13 protein-coding genes are annotated in these 17,707 nt (G+C 63.1%); 5 read left to right on the top strand and 8 right to left on the bottom strand.

Going from position 1 to position 17,707, the window contains the following annotated elements:
- Nucleotides 1–17: 17 nt before the first annotated feature.
- The gene (locus BGO80_RS00360; protein WP_286717969.1) at nt 18–1,598 is read left to right on the top strand and encodes an alpha-L-fucosidase; all 1,581 of its coding nucleotides are present in this window, start codon (nt 18–20) and stop codon (nt 1,596–1,598) included.
- Nucleotides 1,599–2,060: 462 nt separating this feature from the next.
- Here BGO80_RS00360 and BGO80_RS00355 read toward each other — a convergent pair whose 3' ends face one another.
- On the bottom strand, nt 2,061–5,762 hold the full coding sequence (locus BGO80_RS00355; protein WP_286717966.1) for a vitamin B12-dependent ribonucleotide reductase: 3,702 nt from the start codon (nt 5,760–5,762) through the stop codon (nt 2,061–2,063).
- Nucleotides 5,763–6,593: 831 nt separating this feature from the next.
- On the opposite strand from BGO80_RS00355, the gene BGO80_RS00350 reads away from it, so the two are divergent.
- The 3 genes from BGO80_RS00350 to BGO80_RS00340 all read left to right on the top strand — a co-directional run bounded on the left by BGO80_RS00350 (nt 6,594) and on the right by BGO80_RS00340 (nt 8,003).
- A complete protein-coding gene (locus BGO80_RS00350; protein WP_286719579.1) occupies nt 6,594–6,980 on the top strand; it encodes an NADH:ubiquinone oxidoreductase subunit NDUFA12 in 387 nt (128 codons plus the stop codon).
- Nucleotides 6,981–7,017: 37 nt separating this feature from the next.
- Complete coding sequence (locus BGO80_RS00345; protein WP_286719577.1) at nt 7,018–7,419, top strand: DUF2155 domain-containing protein; 402 nt, start codon at nt 7,018–7,020, stop codon at nt 7,417–7,419.
- Nucleotides 7,420–7,508: 89 nt separating this feature from the next.
- Nucleotides 7,509–8,003 (top strand): GyrI-like domain-containing protein, encoded by a 495-nt coding sequence (locus tag BGO80_RS00340; RefSeq protein WP_286717965.1) that lies wholly within the window; start codon nt 7,509–7,511, stop codon nt 8,001–8,003.
- A 10-nt stretch (nt 8,004–8,013) separates the two neighbouring features.
- Here BGO80_RS00340 and BGO80_RS00335 read toward each other — a convergent pair whose 3' ends face one another.
- The 6 genes from BGO80_RS00335 to BGO80_RS00310 form a co-directional block, all read right to left on the bottom strand.
- Entirely contained in the window at nt 8,014–8,790 is a 777-nt protein-coding gene (locus BGO80_RS00335) for an APH(3') family aminoglycoside O-phosphotransferase (protein ID WP_286717963.1), read from the bottom strand.
- Nucleotides 8,787–9,422 (bottom strand): leucyl/phenylalanyl-tRNA--protein transferase, encoded by a 636-nt coding sequence (aat, locus tag BGO80_RS00330; RefSeq protein WP_286717961.1) that lies wholly within the window; start codon nt 9,420–9,422, stop codon nt 8,787–8,789. The genes BGO80_RS00335 and aat overlap by 4 nt, the downstream gene beginning before the upstream one ends.
- 271 nt (nt 9,423–9,693) lie before the next feature.
- Nucleotides 9,694–11,040 (bottom strand): acetyl-CoA carboxylase biotin carboxylase subunit, encoded by a 1,347-nt coding sequence (gene accC, locus BGO80_RS00325; protein ID WP_286717958.1) that lies wholly within the window; start codon nt 11,038–11,040, stop codon nt 9,694–9,696.
- 12 nt (nt 11,041–11,052) lie between these two features.
- Nucleotides 11,053–11,553, bottom strand: a complete 501-nt coding sequence (gene accB, locus BGO80_RS00320) for an acetyl-CoA carboxylase biotin carboxyl carrier protein (protein ID WP_126152233.1) — start codon at nt 11,551–11,553, stop codon at nt 11,053–11,055.
- 34 nt (nt 11,554–11,587) lie between these two features.
- Nucleotides 11,588–12,025, bottom strand: coding sequence for a type II 3-dehydroquinate dehydratase (gene aroQ / locus BGO80_RS00315; protein WP_126152234.1), 438 nt, complete (start codon nt 12,023–12,025; stop codon nt 11,588–11,590).
- 121 nt (nt 12,026–12,146) lie between these two features.
- On the bottom strand, nt 12,147–12,995 hold the full coding sequence (locus BGO80_RS00310) for a DsbA family protein (protein WP_286717953.1): 849 nt from the start codon (nt 12,993–12,995) through the stop codon (nt 12,147–12,149).
- Nucleotides 12,996–13,148: 153 nt separating this feature from the next.
- Here BGO80_RS00310 and BGO80_RS00305 point away from each other — a divergent pair, with 153 nt between their 5' ends.
- Nucleotides 13,149–14,309: a pyridoxal phosphate-dependent aminotransferase gene (locus BGO80_RS00305; protein ID WP_286717950.1), complete on the top strand. Its 1,161-nt coding sequence runs from the start codon at nt 13,149–13,151 to the stop codon at nt 14,307–14,309.
- Between the two features lie 448 nt (nt 14,310–14,757).
- Here BGO80_RS00305 and BGO80_RS00300 read toward each other — a convergent pair whose 3' ends face one another.
- Nucleotides 14,758–17,481 (bottom strand): Rne/Rng family ribonuclease, encoded by a 2,724-nt coding sequence (locus tag BGO80_RS00300; RefSeq protein WP_286717949.1) that lies wholly within the window; start codon nt 17,479–17,481, stop codon nt 14,758–14,760.
- Nucleotides 17,482–17,707 lie beyond the last annotated feature (226 nt).

The raw sequence follows: 17,707 nt of genomic DNA, 5'->3' as shown, positions 1-17,707 counted from the left end.
CCCTGGAGGAACCGGATATGCCGCAGGACCGCATCGAGCCGATCGCCCCCGGGCCGTTCGAGGCCAATTGGGCGTCGCTGAAAAGCCAATACCGCCCGCCGGACTGGTTCCGCGACGCCAAATTCGGGATATGGGCGCATTGGGGGCCGCAATGTCAGCCGGAGGCTGGGGACTGGTATGCGCGGCACATTTACATGCAGGGCCATTGGCAGTCCGATGTGCACCGCAAGACCTATGGTCATCCTGCCGATGCCGGCTTTATCGAGGTGATCGGCGACTGGAAGGCCGAGAACTGGAATCCGGACGATCTGCTCGACCTCTATGTGAAGGCCGGCGCGAAATATTTCGTCGCCATGGCCAATCACCACGACAATTTCGACAACTACGCGTCGCGTTGGCATGGCTGGAACGCGACCCGCATGGGACCGATGCGCGATATTGTCGGCATCTGGGCGGAGAAAGCCCGGGCGCGTGGGCTCAAATTCGGCGTGTCCAATCACGGCGCCCATGTATGGCACTGGTGGCAGACGGCCTATGGCTACGACCCGGAGGGCGAGCGCGCCGGGGAGCGCTATGATGCCTCGACGCTGACGCGGCAGGACGGCGCCGGCACGTTCTGGGAGGGGCTGGACCCGCAGGATCTCTATGGCGGCCCGATCATGCCGCTGCCCGGCGGCATCACCAATGCCAAGGCGGCCGACCAATGGCACGAGGCCCATGATGGGGTCTGGGACGAAGCGCCGCCCGCGACCAATCCGGCATTCGTCGACAGCTGGTATCGGCGCTGCAAGGACCTGGTGGACAGCTATCGGCCGGACCTGCTGTATTTCGACAATCATGACCTGCCCCTGGGGCAGGCGGGCCTCGACATGGCCGCCCATTTCTACAATGCGTCGCTGGGCTGGCATGGCGGGCGGATGGACGTGGTTCTGAACACCAAGCTCCTGCCCAGCGAGCGCGCCGGCGCGCTGGTGGAAGATGTCGAGCGCGGCTTCCGCTCGGACATCGTCCCGCAGCCCTGGCAGACCGACACCTGTATCGGCGACTGGCACTACCGGCGCGATCTCTACGAGAACAAGCGCTACAAGACGGCGGCTTCGGTCATCCATCGGCTCTGCGACGTGGTCTCGAAAAACGGCAATCTGCTGCTCAGCGTGCCGATCAGGGGCGATGGCAGCATTGATAGCGAAGAACGGCGTATCGTCGAAGAGATCGGGGACTGGACTGCGCGCCATGGGGAGGCGATTTTTGGCTCGCGTCCCTGGCGGATCTCGGGCGAAGGTCCCACCACGCTGCCCGAAGGGCTGTTTGGCGAATCCGCGGCGCGTCCGTTCACCGGCGATGACGTGCGCTACACCACTAGAGGTGGGATGCTTTACGCCACCACCCTGGGACCGAAAACCGGCGAGCTGTGTCTGGCCGCGCTTGCCACCGGGACGGCAACAGGGGCATGGCAGGTGGAGCGGGTGGAGGTTGTGGGGTCAGAAGCCGCCCTCGATTTCCGCCAGGACCATAGCGGCCTGCACCTCGCCATCCCCGACCGAGCCGGGCACTCCTTTGGCGCGGTGCTCCGCATTACGGGCAGGGGTTTGGTGTGATGGCGGCGCCGAATTGCCGAGCGTGCGGTGTGCATGGCTATCTGGAACTCATCCCTGTCCCAGGGACGCCTCTAATCGCCCCAAAGCTGTCTGGCCGTCACTGGTCCAATTTCCAGCGGACACTCACAAAGTCAAATTTAGTTGGTAGATCGACAAAACGGGACGGTCCGCGATCGGCCCTATCATGTTCGGTGCTGGCCACCATGCAGAACCGCTGTGCTGACCGCCAAAAATTTACGGCTTTGGTTTGGCGGGAAGCCCGATGGGGGGCCGCAGTTCTGGAGGACGGCGCAAGGGGTATCTGCTTATCCAGGAAATCCGGGAAAAAGAAAAAGGCCCCGATTTCGGGGCCTTTTGATCGATTGCTTCAGCCTGAGGCGGACTGTTGGGTCCATTCAGGCGGCATGCGGGTGTTTGGGACCAACTTATGTGGGCCGCTACATCACCACTGGCTAGGGCGGCTCAACTACAGCCGGTCGTTGTCCCACACGTATCGCACTTCAGGCAGGTGCCGTTTCGGACCATGGTGAAGTTGTGACACTCGGTGCATTGGTCGCCGGTATAGCCTTTCATCTGGGCTTCGGCGCGGAGGAGGCCGGTGTCTTTTGAGGGCGGCGGGGCCGGGATGGGGTGGAGCTCGGCGGCGTTGAGGGCCGTCGCGGCGGGGTCGATCTTGAGGGCCGTGGCACTGCGCAGGGCTGTCACGGTCGACGTGCTCACGGCGGCCTGGGGGGCGTATCGGGCGGCGTCGGCGGTGGGAACCAGCATTAGCGAGGCATTGGCCGTCTTGCCACGGGTCATGCCGCGGGAGACGAAGCGCTCGGCGGGCACCGGGGCCGGCGACGCCGCACTGGGACGCGCGCCATGGTCTTCGGCGACGCCCTTGCCGAGCGAGGTCGGGCTATCCGGATTGACGTGGGCGAGATCGTTGCGGTCGAGATAGGACACGGCCAGCTCGCGGAACACGTAGTCGAGGATCGAGGTCGCGTTCTTGATGCGGTCATTGCCCATGACCATGCCGGCCGGCTCGAAGCGAGTGAAGGTGAAGGCCTCCACATATTCGTCCAGCGGCACGCCATATTGCAGGCCCAGCGAGATGGCGATGGCGAAATTGTTCATCATGGCGCGGAAGGCAGCGCCTTCCTTGTGCATGTCAATGAAGATTTCGCCCAGGCGACCATCGTCATACTCGCCGGTGCGCACATAGACCTTGTGGCCACCGACCACGGCCTTCTGGGTGTAACCCTTGCGGCGATCCGGCATCTTTTCGCGCTCGCGAAAAACCTTTTCGACGATCTTTTCGACGATGACCTCGGTGCGGGCGGCAGCGGGCAGGGCGGCAATAGCCTCGACCACATCCTCGTCGTCTTCGTCGTCAGCGGCGGCGAGCACGGAGGAATTGAGCGGCTGGCTGAGCTTGGAGCCGTCGCGATAGAGTGCATTGGCCTTCAGCGCCAGGCGCCAGGAGAGCATATAGGCGTTCTTGGCGTCCTCGACGGTGGCGTCGTTGGGCATGTTGATGGTCTTGGAAATCGCGCCCGAAATGAAGGGCTGAGCGGCCGCCATCATCAGAATGTGCGATTCCACGGAAAGGTAACGCTTGCCGATCTTCCCACAGGGGGTGGCGCAATCGAAGACCGGCAGGTGCTCGGCCTTGAGATGCGGTGCACCTTCCAGCGTCATGGCGCCGCAGACGTGGATGTTGGCGGCCTCGATGTCCTTCCGGGAGAAGCCGAGGAAGGGCAGCAGCTCGAAGGAGAAGTCGTTGAGCTGCTCGTCGGTGACGCCGAGCGACTTGAGGAAATCCGGGCCAAGCGTCCACTGGTTGAAGACGAACTTGATGTCGAAGGCCGAGGCCAGCGCCTTGTTCAGCGCTTCGATCTTCTCGTCGGAAAAACCCTTCTGGCGCAGGGTGGACGGATTGACGCCCGGGGCCTGGTTCAAATTGCCGTGGCCGACCGCATAGGCTTCCATTTCGGCGATCTGGTCTTCTGAATAGCCCAGGGTGCGCAGGGCCGGGGGCACGGCGCGGTTGATGATCTTGAAATAGCCGCCGCCCGCGAGTTTTTTGAATTTCACGAGTGCAAAATCGGGCTCGATGCCGGTCGTGTCGCAATCCATCACCAGGCCGATGGTGCCGGTGGGGGCGATAACGGAAACCTGGGCGTTACGGTAGCCATGCTTTTCGCCGAGGGCGAGGGCATTGTCCCAAGCGAGCTTAGCGCGCTCGGACAGAGCGGCGTCGCCGACATTGGCATGGTCGAGCGGCACTGGGTTGATGCTGAGCTCTTCATAGCCGTCGGCATGGCCATGGGCGGCATTGCGATGGTTGCGGATGACGCGCAGCATGTGCTTGGCGTTGCGCTTATAGTCCTTGAAGGGGCCGAGTTCCTTGGCCATTTCGGCCGAGGTGGCATAGCTGACGCCGGTCATGACGGCGGTGATGGCGCCGGCAATGGCACGACCCTGCTCGCTGTCATAGGGAATGCCCGAGGTCATCAAGAGGCCGCCGATATTGGCATAGCCGATGCCCAGCGTGCGATATTCGAACGAGCGTTCGGCAATGGCGCGGGACGGGAACTGGGCCATCATCACCGAGATTTCGAGCACCACGGTCCAGAGGCGGACGGTGTGTTCGAAGGCGGCGGTGTCGAAGGACGAGTCCTTGTTGCGATAGGGCAGCAGGTTGACCGAGCACAGGTTACAAGCCGTGTCGTCGAGGAACATATATTCCGAGCACGGATTGGACGCCACGATCGGGCCGGCGGCGGGCGAGGTGTGCCACTCATTGATGGTGGTGTGGTACTGGATGCCGGGATCGGCCGAGGCCCAGGCTGCGTAACCGATCTGTTCCCAGAGGTCCTTGGCCTTGAGCGTCTTGGTGACATTGCCCTTGATGCGGCCGATGAGGTTCCAGTCGCCATCGTTCTCGACGGCGTTGAGGAAATCGTCGGTGACGCGGACGGAATTGTTCGAGTTCTGGCCGGAGACGGTCAGATAGGCCTCGGAATCCCAATCGGTGTCGTAGATGGGGAATTCGAGGTCGGTATAGCCCTGCTTGGCGAACTGGATGACGCGGAAAATGTAGTTTTCCGGGACCAGGGCCTTCTTGGCAGCGCGGACTTCGCGCTTCAGCGCGGGGTTCTTGGCCACGTCGAAGCAGTCATCGCCCGAACCTTCACAGTTCACGGCGGCCTTCATGATGGCCTTGAGATGCTTGGAGACGACCTTAGAGCCGGTGACGAGGGCCGCTACCTTCTGCTCTTCCTTCACCTTCCAGTTGATGTACTGCTCGATATCGGGATGATCGATATCGATCACCACCATCTTGGCAGCGCGGCGGGTGGTGCCGCCGGACTTGATGGCACCGGCAGCGCGATCGCCGATCTTCAAAAAGCTCATGAGGCCCGAGGACTTGCCGCCGCCGGAGAGCTTTTCGCCCTCGCCGCGCAGCTTGGAGAAATTGGTGCCGGTGCCGGAGCCATATTTGAACAGGCGCGCTTCGCGGACCCAGAGATCCATGATGCCGTTTTCGTTGACGAGATCATCGTCAACGGACTGGATGAAGCAGGCATGCGGCTGGGGATGCTCGTAGGCCGACTTGGACTGGACGAGCTTGTGGGTGAAGGGGTCGACATAAAAATGCCCCTGGCCGGGGCCGTCGATGCCATAGGCCCAGTGCAGGCCGGTATTGAACCATTGCGGGGAATTGGGCGCCACGCGCTGGGTCGCGAGCATGAAGGCCAGTTCGTCGAAGAAGGCGCGGGCGTCGTCTTCAGAGTCGAAATAGCCGCCCTTCCAACCCCAATAGGTCCAGGTGCCGGCGAGACGATCAAAGACCTGGCGCGAATCCATTTCCGAGCCATAGCGCTCGGCTTCCGGCAGCTTGGCGAGCGCAGCTTCGTCGGGGACGGAGCGCCACAGCCAGGACGGCACGGAATTTTCTTCGACCTTCTTCAGAACCTTGGCAACGCCGGCCTTGCGGAAATATTTCTGCGCGATGATGTCGGTGGCGACCTGCGACCAGGTCGCCGGCACGGCAATGTCCTCAAGCTTGAAGACAACGGACCCATCGGGATTGCGAATTTCGCTGGTGGCGGCGCGAAACTCGATGGAGCCGTAGCGATCCGCGTTTGCAGACGTGAAACGACGTTCAATGCGCATGAATGGTCTCTGATTGGCGATAGACAGGAATTGTCTCAAACATCGCGCCGATTCCGGGTCAAACACAAGGGCTGGTGTTTGTGCCGGACGGGCATGGCTACCTGTAGTAGATATGCACGAAAACTGTGCAATCAAGTGCAAGCGCTTGGCGGCAAATGGCTTTTTGCGGAATAACCATGTGGAAACCATGGCGGCGGGTTTCTGCGCCCGAGGGGGTGGAGGGCAGAGAATCGCCCACAAATCCTAGTCAACAGCCTTTGTTGCGTCGGCTTTGTGACAGGCAGCAGATTTTCCACAGCCGGGGGTGGGCACAATATCTAGGTCGTGGCGCGCCGCCACCGGCACTGCCGCTGGTAAGAGTGGTGTAGAACGGGACGAGGACGGGCCTCAACGCCTTGGGGCCCGTGGTCGATGGGCAGGGCAGGTGCCGGGCCGAAACGGGCAGGGCCGGTCCCTGGCGTTGAGGGCAGGGCTATCGAATATGGGCTTGAGCGTGCTGCACACCCCCTCCCAACCTCCCCCTGAAGAAGGGGGAGGAGCCGCATCGCGTTGTGGGCAAAAGTCAGTCAAAAGAACCGGTACGTCTCCCTCCCCCTTGCGGGGAGGGCTGGGGTGGGGGGATGAGAGCCCGGTGCCAATTCGCCATCTGCGATAGACGTGGGCCCTAATGGGAGGCGGGCTGTGCCAGGGCGACCGCCGCCGGAGCATTTGGGCGCGGCAATTCACAGCGGGCGCGGGCGCGGTTTTGGCTAGGCTCACCCGGCCAGCCATGCTAAACCGCAGGCAATTCGACGCGCATTTATTCGGAATCGTCCCGTGGCCCAATCCGGTATCAAGCAGTTCCTGACGGAAATCCTCTCCTGGTGGGGTGGCAACACCTGGGGCACGCGCCTCTGGATCCGTCGGTTTGGCGAATATGTCGGCTCGGATGAATTCGGCAATCGCTACTATTACGACAAGAAGCATGACCGCCGTTATGTGACTTATGCCGGTGGCTATGCTGATGCGTCGGCGATTCCGCCCGGTTGGCATGGCTGGATGCATCACCGCACCGATGTGGTGCCGGCCGAAGCCAAATATGAGCCGCGCGCCTGGGAAAAACCGCACCAGCCGAACCTGACCGGTACGGCAGCCGCCTACCGTCCGGAAGGCAGCCTGCTCAACACCGGCGAGCGTCCGCGCGTGACCGGCGACTACCAGGCCTGGTCCCCCGAATAAGGCCGTGACGGCATTGTTCATTCGTCTGTCGCATGCAATGCGGCCGCTCCTGGCAGCGGCCGTTTTGTTCTGCGCATTCGGGCAAGCGCCAGCGATGGCGCAGCCGATCGCCAATCCGGTGGCGACCTTTGCCGGGCTCGACAAGATCACCGGCCGCATTACGCGGTTCGACGTCTATATCAACGAGACGGTGCTGTTCGGGGCGCTCGAGATCACGCCACGGGCCTGCTACAACAGGCCGGCCAATGATACCCTGCAGCGCACGTCGGCCTTTCTCGAGGTCAACCAGATGAGCCTGGACGGCACTGGCACGCGCCTGTTCACCGGCTGGATGTTTGCCGATAGTCCCGCGCTCAACGCGGTGGATCACGCCGTCTATGACGTGTGGCTGATCGAGTGCAAGACCTCGACCAATATCCCGCCACCGGATCAGCGCTAGGTTTTTTTGCAGTTCCTCTGTCGAGATGCGGAAAGCCCGTCCGTCGCAGCTGTGCGGGCGGATGGGCGCACGCGAGCGAGGACAGAACCATGCTGACTTTACCCGAAATCGTCGAACGGCCGGCGCAGGCCTATGCATATGTGACCTTCACCGTGCGGATGGACCAGATGCAGAAACCCGCCAATGAGGGGTTTCCGCTATTGTTCGCGCATCTTGCCAGGCATGGGATCAGGCCGGTCGGTCCGGCCTTCTACAATTATCGGCGCATCGACATGGCGGATACGCTGGATGTGGAAGCGGGAATCGCAGTGGCGACAGTGGGTCCGGAGGAGGATGGCGTGCGGTTCGGCACCTTGCCCGCCGGGCGGTTTGTGACGCTGACCTGGCATGGGCATCCGGACAGGCTGATGATGGTGACCGGCATGCTGATCGGCTGGCTCAAGGAGACCGACACCGCGCTCGACGTGGAGGAACGACCGGATGGCGATCATTTCGCCTGCCGGCTGGAGCTTTACGAGTCCGAACCCGCCGAAGTGCCCGATATGAACGACTGGGTGACGGTGCTGGCGTTCAAGCTGCGTTAGGGTGCTCGGATCAGAAGAGCTCGTCGAGCGTGCAGTAGAAGGTGTATTTGGCTTCGTCCCATTCGGCGCCGTAGGCCTTGAGGAAGGCCGTGACGTGGTCGCGGCCGAGATTGTAGGCAATGCTGCGGCAGGCAATGGCGAGGTCTTGCCAGACATCGGCACGGCCAACGCGGCCGCAATCGATCATGCCGGAGAAACGGCCATCCTCTGCCAGGATACTCGGGGTCGAGGCGTCGCCATGGGTGACGATCATCGGGCCGGTATCCGGGCAGTTGGCGTGTAGCCAATCCAGCACCTGAAGGCCGGTCCAGCCCTTGCGGTCGCTATCGAAATCGTCCTCGTCCACCAGGCCCGCCTGCAAACGCGCTGCGCCTTCGGCCAGGCGAGCATCGATGCCGTGGTCGAAGGGGCAATGGGTCGGGTCGAGCGCATGCATGCGCTTGAGGCCCTGGGCATAGGTGCGCACGAAATCGGTGGGGCGATCGGTGTAGTGGGTGAGGTCCTGGCCGGGCACGGCGGTCATCAGCAGCCAGGTGCGGGTGGCGGACTGTTCGGCATCGACGACGCGCGGCGCCTTGAACCCCATGCGGGTGAGCCAGTTGAGACGCTCGATCTCGCCCGGCAGTTCTGCCAGTTCGTGACGGCCCTCGGCTTTCAGGAACACGGCATTGCCGTCGCCCAGGGTAATGCGCCAGACGGTGCTGTCGGATTGGCCGATAGTGATCTCGGCCCAATCGAGGGTTTCGAGCGGGCCAAAGCTTTCCGGTAGGTCGGGGGGCTTGGTCATTGGTTGCGGTCCCAGGCGTGCCAATCGGCGTCAAGCGCGGTGGCACGGGCAAGCTGGTCTTCATAATCGGCGCGGGAAATCTCGATGCCGCCGAGCGAGACCAGGTGATCGGTGAGAAATTGGGTGTCGAGCAGCACGAAGCCGCCGGCGTTGAGGCGTTCGACCAGATGGGCCATGGCCATTTTGGAGGCATCGGTGCGACGATGGAACATGGACTCGCCGAAGAAGGCGGCGCCAATGGCGAGGCCGTAGAGGCCGCCGACAAGGTCGCTGCCGTCCCAGACCTCAACGGTGTGGGCCACGCCGCGGCGGAAAAGTTCGCCATAGACAGCGCGAATGGTGCCGTTGATCCAGGTCGAGTGCCGATCTTCGCCCACTGTGGCGCAGCCCTCGATGATGCCGTCCCAATCGGTGTCGACGCGAATGGTCCAGCCGGATTTGCGCATGGCCTTGCGCAGGCTGCGGCTGAGATGAAAGCCATTGAGCGGGATGACGCCGCGTTCTTCCGGGCTCACCCAAAACAGGTTTTCGTCGCCCGCATCCTCGGCCATGGGGAAGATGCCGGCGCGATAGGCACGGATGATCAGCTCAGGCGTAATGTCGACGGCGAAGGGATCAGATCGGCGAGCCATAGCTGCTTGTACCCGAACAAAGGTGGCGGAGGAAAGAACCCCCTCCCAACCTCCCCCTAAAGAAGGGGGAGGAGCGGCATCGCGTCCTGGGCACAAGTCAGCCCAAAGCACCGGTCTATCTCCCTCTCCCCTTGCGGGCGAGGGGGGATCGGCCGAAGGCCGAGACGGGTGAGGGGTTCCGCACCAACAATAGCCGTGGTTACGGACGCTCCCCAACCCCTCATCCGGCGCTTAGCGCCACCTTCCCCCGCAAGGGGAGAAGGAAGATCGGCTAGGCCTTGTTGTTGGCCAGGAATTTTTCCAGCCAGTGGATGTCGTAATTGCCGGCCAGGATGTCCGGCTCCTTCATCAGGCGCTGGAACAGGGGCAGGGTGGTCTTGACGCCGTCGATGACGAACTCGTCCACGGCGCGGCCCAGGCGTTTCAGGCATTCCTCGCGGGTGCGGCCATAGACGATGAGCTTGCCGATCAGCGAGTCGTAATAGGGCGGGATGCGATAGCCCTGATAGACGGCGGAATCGACGCGCACGCCCACGCCACCGGCGGGGTGATAGAAGGTGATGGTGCCCGGCGAAGGCGCGAAGGTCTGCGGGTCCTCGGCATTGATGCGCACTTCGATGGCATGGCCATAAAAGCTCACCTGGTCCTGTGTCATCGACAGGGCTTCGCCGGAGGCGACGCGGATCTGTTCGTAGACGATGTCGATGCCGGTGATGCGCTCGGTGACCGGGTGCTCCACCTGCAGGCGGGTGTTCATTTCGATGAAATAGAACTCGCCGTTTTCGTAGAGGAACTCGACGGTGCCGGCGCCGGAATATTTGAGTTTGCGCATGGCCGCGGCGCAGATTTCGCCGATGCGATCACGCTCTTCGGGCAGGATCGTCGGGCCGCCAGCTTCTTCCCAGACCTTCTGGTGACGGCGCTGCAGAGAGCAGTCGCGCACGCCCAGATGGACGGCATTGCCCTGACCGTCGCCCAGCACCTGGACTTCGATGTGGCGGGGCTTGCCGAGGTATTTTTCCATATAGACGCTGTCATTGCCGAAAGCGGCCTTGGCCTCGGAACGGGCTGTCGACCAGGCCACCAGCAGCTCGGATTCGGAATGCGCGACCTTCATGCCGCGTCCGCCGCCGCCGGCCGTGGCCTTGATCAGCACGGGATAGCCGATGTCGCGAGCGGTCTTGAGCGCCTGCTGTTCGGTTTCCACCGCTCCGGCGGAACCGGGCACTACCGGGATGCCCAATTCCACGGCCGTCTTCTTGGCCGTGATCTTGTCGCCCATGATCTCAATGTGATGAGCCGAGGGACCGATAAAGGTCACCTTGTGCTCCTCGAGAATCTTGGCGAAACGGGCGTTTTCCGAAAGGAACCCATAGCCCGGATGCACGGCGTCGGCGCCGGTGATCTCACAGGCTGCAAGCAGCGAGGGAATGTTGAGGTAGGAATCCTTGGCGGCGTTGGGACCGATGCAGACGCTCTCGTCGGCCAGGCGCACATGCATGGCATTGGCGTCGGCCGTGGAATGCACGGCAACGGTCTGGATGCCCATTTCCTTGCAGGCGCGCAGGATGCGCAGAGCGATTTCGCCGCGATTGGCGATCAGGACCTTCTGGAACATGGAACGTCCCCTTTATTCGATGACGACGAGCGGCTCGCCATATTCGACCGGCTGGGCGTCTTCCACCAGAATGCGGGTGACGGTGCCCGAGCGGTGCGCGGGGATCTGGTTCATGGTCTTCATCGCCTCGATGATGAGGACGGTCTGACCTTCGGTGACCTTGGAGCCGACCTCGGCAAAGGCGGGTTTGCCGGGTTCGGGAGAGCGATAGGCGGTGCCGACCATGGGCGAGGTCAGGGTGCCTGGATTGGACGCCAGATCTTCGGCCTTAGCGGGGGCTGCGGCCACCGAACCGGCCGGGGCGCTGGGCGCGGGGGCAGCAGGCGCACCGGCGGGCGGGGCGTAATACTGCATGGGCGCGGGCGCATAGGCCGGGGCCTCATTGGGATAGGAGCGGGTGACGCGGACCCGAAGGTCTTCCTGCTCGATCTCGATCTCGGCGAGATTTTCCTTGTTGAGCAATTCGGCAATGGCACGGATCAGGTCCTGATCCACCTGCGATGACTTGGTCATTCTTGTCGGTCTCCCGGCTTCTCGCGTCGAAGCGTTATTTGAGTTTTTGGGCCAAAGCGTGGAGGGCCAGCTTATATCCAAGCGTGCCGAAGCCGCAAATGACGCCGAAGGCAACCGACGACACGTAAGAATGGTGCCGGAAGGCTTCGCGCTGATGGATATTGCTGATGTGGACTTCCGCCACCGGCAGGCCCACGGCCCGGAGCGCATCGTGAATGGCTACGGATGTATGCGAATAGGCGCCCGGGTTGATCAGAATGCCATCGGCGGTGCCGAGTGCTTCCTGAATCCAGGTGACCAGTTCGCCTTCGAAATTGGACTGGCGGCAATCAACGGTGAGGCCAAATTCCTCGCCGGCTGCCCGGCAGAGCGCTTCGACATCGGACAGCGTTTCCGCGCCATAGATACCGGGCTCGCGTTTGCCGAGCATGTTGAGGTTCGGGCCGTTGAGGACGAGAACGTGCTTTGCCATGATCCAAGCGTTGTGCACCGGTGATTTCCGGCGATGCAAGGGCGGTTACACGAAATGCACCGAAAACACCAGCCGTGACCGTGCGACGCCGCCCAAACCGGTGGTTTTCTGGTCGGGGTGATCAGCTGCACTGGCTCTCGCCACAGGCCCGCATATTGGCGATGCGGGTGCGCAACTCGTCGACACCGATGGCGCCGGGGATGACTTCGTTGCCGATGATATAGGTCGGCGTGCCGGAAATGCCGAGCGCCTGGGCGATCTCGTAGGAATTCTGGATGGTCTTGGCGACGCTTTCGTCCTTCATCCGCAGCTCGAGATCGACGCTGCTCAGCCCCAGATCGGTGGCTGCGGCAAGGGCCACGGCCTTGTCGACCTTGCCACGGCTGGTGAACAGCGCCTCGTGGAACGTCCAGTAATCGGCATCCGACTGGCCAACCAGCACGCCGACGCGGGCGGCATCGATGGATTCGTTGGACAGGATTGGGAACTCTTTGAGGATGACGCGCAGATTGGTGTCTTCGGCGAGGAGGGCCGCCAGGTCGGGCAGGGCGTTGCGGCAATAGCCGCAATTGTAGTCGAAGAACTCGACCAGGGTGACGTCGCCATTGGGATTGCCGAGGACGATCTGGTCAGGCTGATTGTAGATGGCGTCCTGCATCGACGCTAGCGCCGTCTGGGTGCGCGACTTTTCCTCGGCGGACAAGGTCTCGTCCAAGGCGATGGACAGGCGCTGCAGAAGCTTGGGGTCGCTCATCAGGAATTTCTCGATCAGCGGATTGAGTTCTGCAGGATCGAGTTGGGCGACGGCTTGCACCGGCTCGGCTTTGGGTTGCTCGGCAAGAACCTGTTCGACAATGGCGCGAACGGCGACGGCATCGGTTTGCGGCTGCGGCTGGTTCAGCTGGGAATATCCAAGGGCGCCGGCCAGGATTCCGGCAATAGCGGCAAGCACGATAGCGATGCGGTTCATCAGGCAGGCTCCGAATGAGTCGTTTCGGTCTTCTAGCAGAGGTGGCCGCAGGTTAGCACCGGCTTATCGGCGCAGCGGCACGGCTGATATCAATTGTTGTTGAGATCGGCGGGGCTTTCGCTGTAGTCCCCAGGGCGACAGACGGAGCTGCATATGACACAGACCTCGCCGGACGGTTTGAGGCCGTTTCTCGCCATGGACATTCTCAAGCGCGCCAAGGTGCTGGAGGGGCAGGGGCGAACCATCTGCCATCTCGAGGTCGGCGAACCCGGCCAGCCACCGGCGCCGCGCGTGCTCGAAGCGGTCGCGCGGGCTTTGCCGCAGCCGCAGGGCTATACCAATGCCAAGGGACTGACGGCACTGCGCGAAGCGCTGGCACGCTATTATGCGGATCAGCACGGGGTCGCGGTCGATCCGGAAATGATATTGGCGACAATGGGTTCGTCGGCGGGCTTCATCCTGGCCTTCCACACTGCCTTCCAGCCCGGAGCGCGGATCGCCATCACCCGGCCGGGCTATCCTGCCTATATCAACACGCTGATCGGGCTCGGCTTCGACTATGCCGAAATCACGGTGCGAGCGGAGAATAACTGGCATCTGACGGGCGCCGATATCGAGGCGGCGTATCGGGAGCAGCCCTTCGAGGGGCTGCTGTTCGCCAGCCCGGCCAACCCCACCGGGGCCGCCGTGGACAGGGCGCAGCTGACCGATATCGTCGCCACCTGTGCGCGGCTGGGGGTGCAGTTCATCTCCGACGAGATTTATCATGGGCTGGACTATCGCGGGCCATCGGTGAGCGCGCTGGAGCTGACAGGCGATGCCGTGGTCATTAACAGTTTTTCCAAATATTACTGCATGACCGGCTGGCGCATCGGCTGGATGGTGTTGCCGCAACGGCTGATCCGGCGGGCGGAAATCCTGCAGCAAAACCTGTTCATTTCGGCGCCGACGCTGAGCCAAATCGCCGCCACGGTGGCCCTGGGCGAGCGCGACTATGCCGAGGAGCAAAAGGCGAGCTATGCGCGCAACCGCGTGCTGCTGACCGAGGGGCTGCGGGGGCTGGGATTCGATCTGGCCGAGGCTGGGGACGGGGCATTTTACGCCTATGCCGGCATCAGCCGCTTTTCCAACGACTCGCTGGCCTTCTGCGAAACCATGCTCGACCAGGCGGGGGTGGCGGCAACGCCGGGCGTGGATTTCGACCGGGTCGGCGGGGATGGCTATGTGCGCTTCAGCTTTGCGGGAACAAGGCAGACCGTGGAAGAGGCGCTGGAGCGGTTGCAGGGGTTTCTGGGCACCGGCAGGTCGTTTTAGGCGTGATCCACTGCGCGGGCTCACGGCCCCCACCCCAGCCCTCCCGCCAGGGGGAGTGTTTAGTTTGGGCGCGTCGATAACCAGTGTCAGGGCTCTTTCGCCTCCCTCCCCCTTGAGGGGAGGGAATGAGGGTGGGGTGCTGAACCATCTGAGAATCCGTTCGCTGATGGGAGTTTGCTGAACCTGCAGCACCCCCACCTAACCTCCCCCTAGAAGGGGGAGGGAGAGCAGGAGCCTAAGCCTCGGTGCCTCCCGATGAGCCCAAAGTGAACACTTCCCCTCAAGGGGGCGGTTGGGAGGGGTGTGCAACACGCTCGAACCCGTATGCGACCGCGCTGTCGGTCAAGGCGAGGGAAGCGCGGGCGGTGAGAGGCCCAGACTTCAACGAGATGGGTCAGTATGCGCAAACGGATGGAAAAAGGGCGGCCCGGAGGCCGCCCCTTATTTTCTAGCCGAGACCGAGGCGGCGCTGCCACCAGCCGACCTTTTTCTTCTTGTCCGGCTCGCCATCGGTGTTGCCCTCGCTTTCGGCGGGGCTGTCCGGGGTTTCTTCGGCCGGCGCGGCACTTGAGGTGACCACGACGCCCTCGGGCGGCAGTTCCTTCTTCACGCGACGGGTCCGGGCGGGCTTGGCCTCGGGCGCAGGCTCTGCAGTTGCGCTGGTCGGCTCGGCGGCCGGTGCTGCCTCGATGGCAGCGGGGGCGCTGACGGCAGCTTCGGTCGTCGCCTCGGCAGCTTCAGCCTTGGGCTTGCGGGCACGAGGCTTGCGCTTGGGCTTTTCCTCGGCGGCGGGCTCGCTCGCAGCTTCTTCCGTGGCGGGCGCAGCTTCAGCCGGGGCGGCTTCGGCGGTTTCGGCCTTGGGCTTGCGGGCGCGGGGCTTACGCTTGGGCTTTTCTTCGGCGACCGGCTCGGCAGCGACCTCTTCCGAAGCGGGAGCGGCTTCTGCAGGGGTGGTTTCGGCAACAGCCGGAGCAGCCTCTGCCTCGGCCGGAGCGGCCGCCGTTGCGGCTTCGTCGGTCACGGTATCACCGTTCTCGGTGGCCTCGTTGCCATTGGCCTCGCCATCCTGGTCGCGACGGTTGCGACGACCGCCACGGCGGCCGCGACGGCGGCGACGGCGGTTTTCGCCATCACCTTCGGCGGCATTGCGGGCCGCGCCGTTCTCGGCGCTGTCGTCGTCCTCATCACCCTCTTCGGTGTCGCCAGCGGCTTCGGCATCATTGTCCTGAGCCTGCTGCTGCTGCGGTGCGCGCTCTTCCGAACGCTCGCCATTGCCGCCACGGCGGCGGCGGCGGCGACGACGACGACCATTGCCCTCACCTTCGCCGTTGTCGGCGCGGGCTTCGGTTTCTTCGCTCTCGTCGGCGTCATCGACGATCTCTTCCTCGACGTCGTCTTCAATGACGGCACTGTCGACGCGGACATGGGCGGCCACGCGCTGATCGACATAGGACGAGACGCGGGTTTCGCCCTTTTCGATGCCGAACTGCTGGCCGGTGAGCTTGCTGTCGGCGGTGATGGTGATGGAGAGGGCGTTGCGCGCCTCGAGCGCAGTCAGGGTGTCGCGCTTGTAGTTGAGGATGTAGAGCGCCACTTCGGTGGGCACGCGCACATTGATGGACTGGCCCTGCTTGCGCAGCACGTGATCCTCGATGTGACGCATGATCATCAGCGCCAGGGATTCGGTGGAGCGCACGAGGCCGGTGCCTTCGCAGACCGGGCACTTGTGGGTGGAGCTTTCGACCACGCCGAAACGGATGCGCTGGCGGCTCATTTCCATGAGGCCGAAATGGCTGATGCGACCCACCTGGATGCGGGCGCGGTCGTCCTTGAGGCAATCCTTGAGCTTGCGCTCGACGGCCCGGTTGGAGCGGTTCTCCATCATGTCGATGAAGTCGATGACGATGAGACCGGCGAGATCGCGCAGGCGCAGCTGGCGAGCCACTTCATCGGCGGCTTCCAGATTGGTCTGGAGCGCGGTGTCCTCGATATTGTGCTCCTTGGTGGAGCGGCCCGAGTTCACGTCGATGGAAACCAGCGCTTCGGTCGGGTTGATGACGATGTAACCGCCGGAGGGCAGGGTGACCACGGGCGAGAACATCTGGTCGAGCTGGTTCTCGACGCCGAACTTGGAAAAGAGCGGCTGCTCTTCGCCATAAGGCTTCACATTCTTGGCGTGGGACGGCATGATCATCTTCATGAAGTCCTTGGCCTCGCGATAGGCGTTGTCGCCCGCGACCAGAACTTCGTCGATGTCCTTGTTGTAGAGATCGCGGATGGTCCGCTTGATCAGGCTGCCTTCTTCATAGACCAGGCAGGGCGCCTGGCTCTGCAGTGTCAGCGTGCGTACGCTTTCCCAGAGGCGCATCAGATATTCGAAGTCGCGCTTGACCTCGGCCTTGGTGCGCGAGGCGCCGGCGGTGCGCAGGATGACGCCCATGCCCTGCGGCACTTCCAGGTCCGAGGTGATTTCCTTGAGGCGCTTGCGATCGGCCGCATTGGTGATCTTGCGCGAGATGCCGCCGCCACGAGCCGTGTTCGGCATCAGCACGGAATAGCGGCCGGCGAGCGACAGATAGGTCGTGAGAGCGGCGCCCTTGTTGCCGCGCTCTTCCTTGACCACCTGCACCAGCATCACCTGGCGGCGCTTGATGACTTCCTGGATCTTGTACTGGTGACGACGCTGCTGGCTGGAGCGGCGACGCTCCGGCACTTCCTCGAGCGCGTCGGCGCCACCGATGGATTCGACCGGTTCGCTATTGGCCGGGGCCTGCTCGATATGGCTGGCCTCGCCGGGTTCCTGCGGATCGGCCTCGGCATCGGTTTCAGCAACGCCTTCGGGCACCGAGACGGTGTCTTCGGCGTCGTCATGGCTTTCGTCCTCGTGCTCTTCGTCGCGCAGCAGGGCTTCGCGGTCGGCAACGGGGATCTGGTAGTAATCGGGGTGGATTTCGCTGAAGGCGAGGAAGCCGTGGCGATTGCCGCCATATTCAACGAAGGCCGCCTGGAGGCTGGGCTCCACCCGCGTGACCTTGGCGAGGTAAATATTGCCCCGCAATTGGCGGCGGGTCGCCGATTCGAAATCGAACTCCTCGAGCCGGTTACCGGCGGTAACGACAATCCGTGTTTCTTCCGGGTGGATGGCATCCACCAGCATTCTCTTGGTCGCCATAATGAACTCCGCGCACCCGCGCGCCGACAAGAGGCCGCCGGAAAACCGGCGTCCTGGGTGTGGCGCGTTGCGGGGCGTATGGGTTGGATAGAATTGGGCGCGAACCTCTCACGTTCAGCGCAGGGTTTGTGGTGGTCTTGGCCGGGAGAAAGGGCGAAGCAAAACGGCAATCGGTCTGTTCGATCGCGTCGCGCTCTGTCCGCCTGCGGGCCATATGACCTCTTCC

Origin of the sequence: Devosia sp. 63-57, assembly GCF_001899045.1 — a bacterium.
In the GTDB taxonomy this organism is placed as follows: Bacteria; Pseudomonadota; Alphaproteobacteria; order Rhizobiales; family Devosiaceae; genus Devosia; species Devosia equisanguinis.
This window is presented reverse-complemented; position numbering and strand designations above follow the sequence as displayed.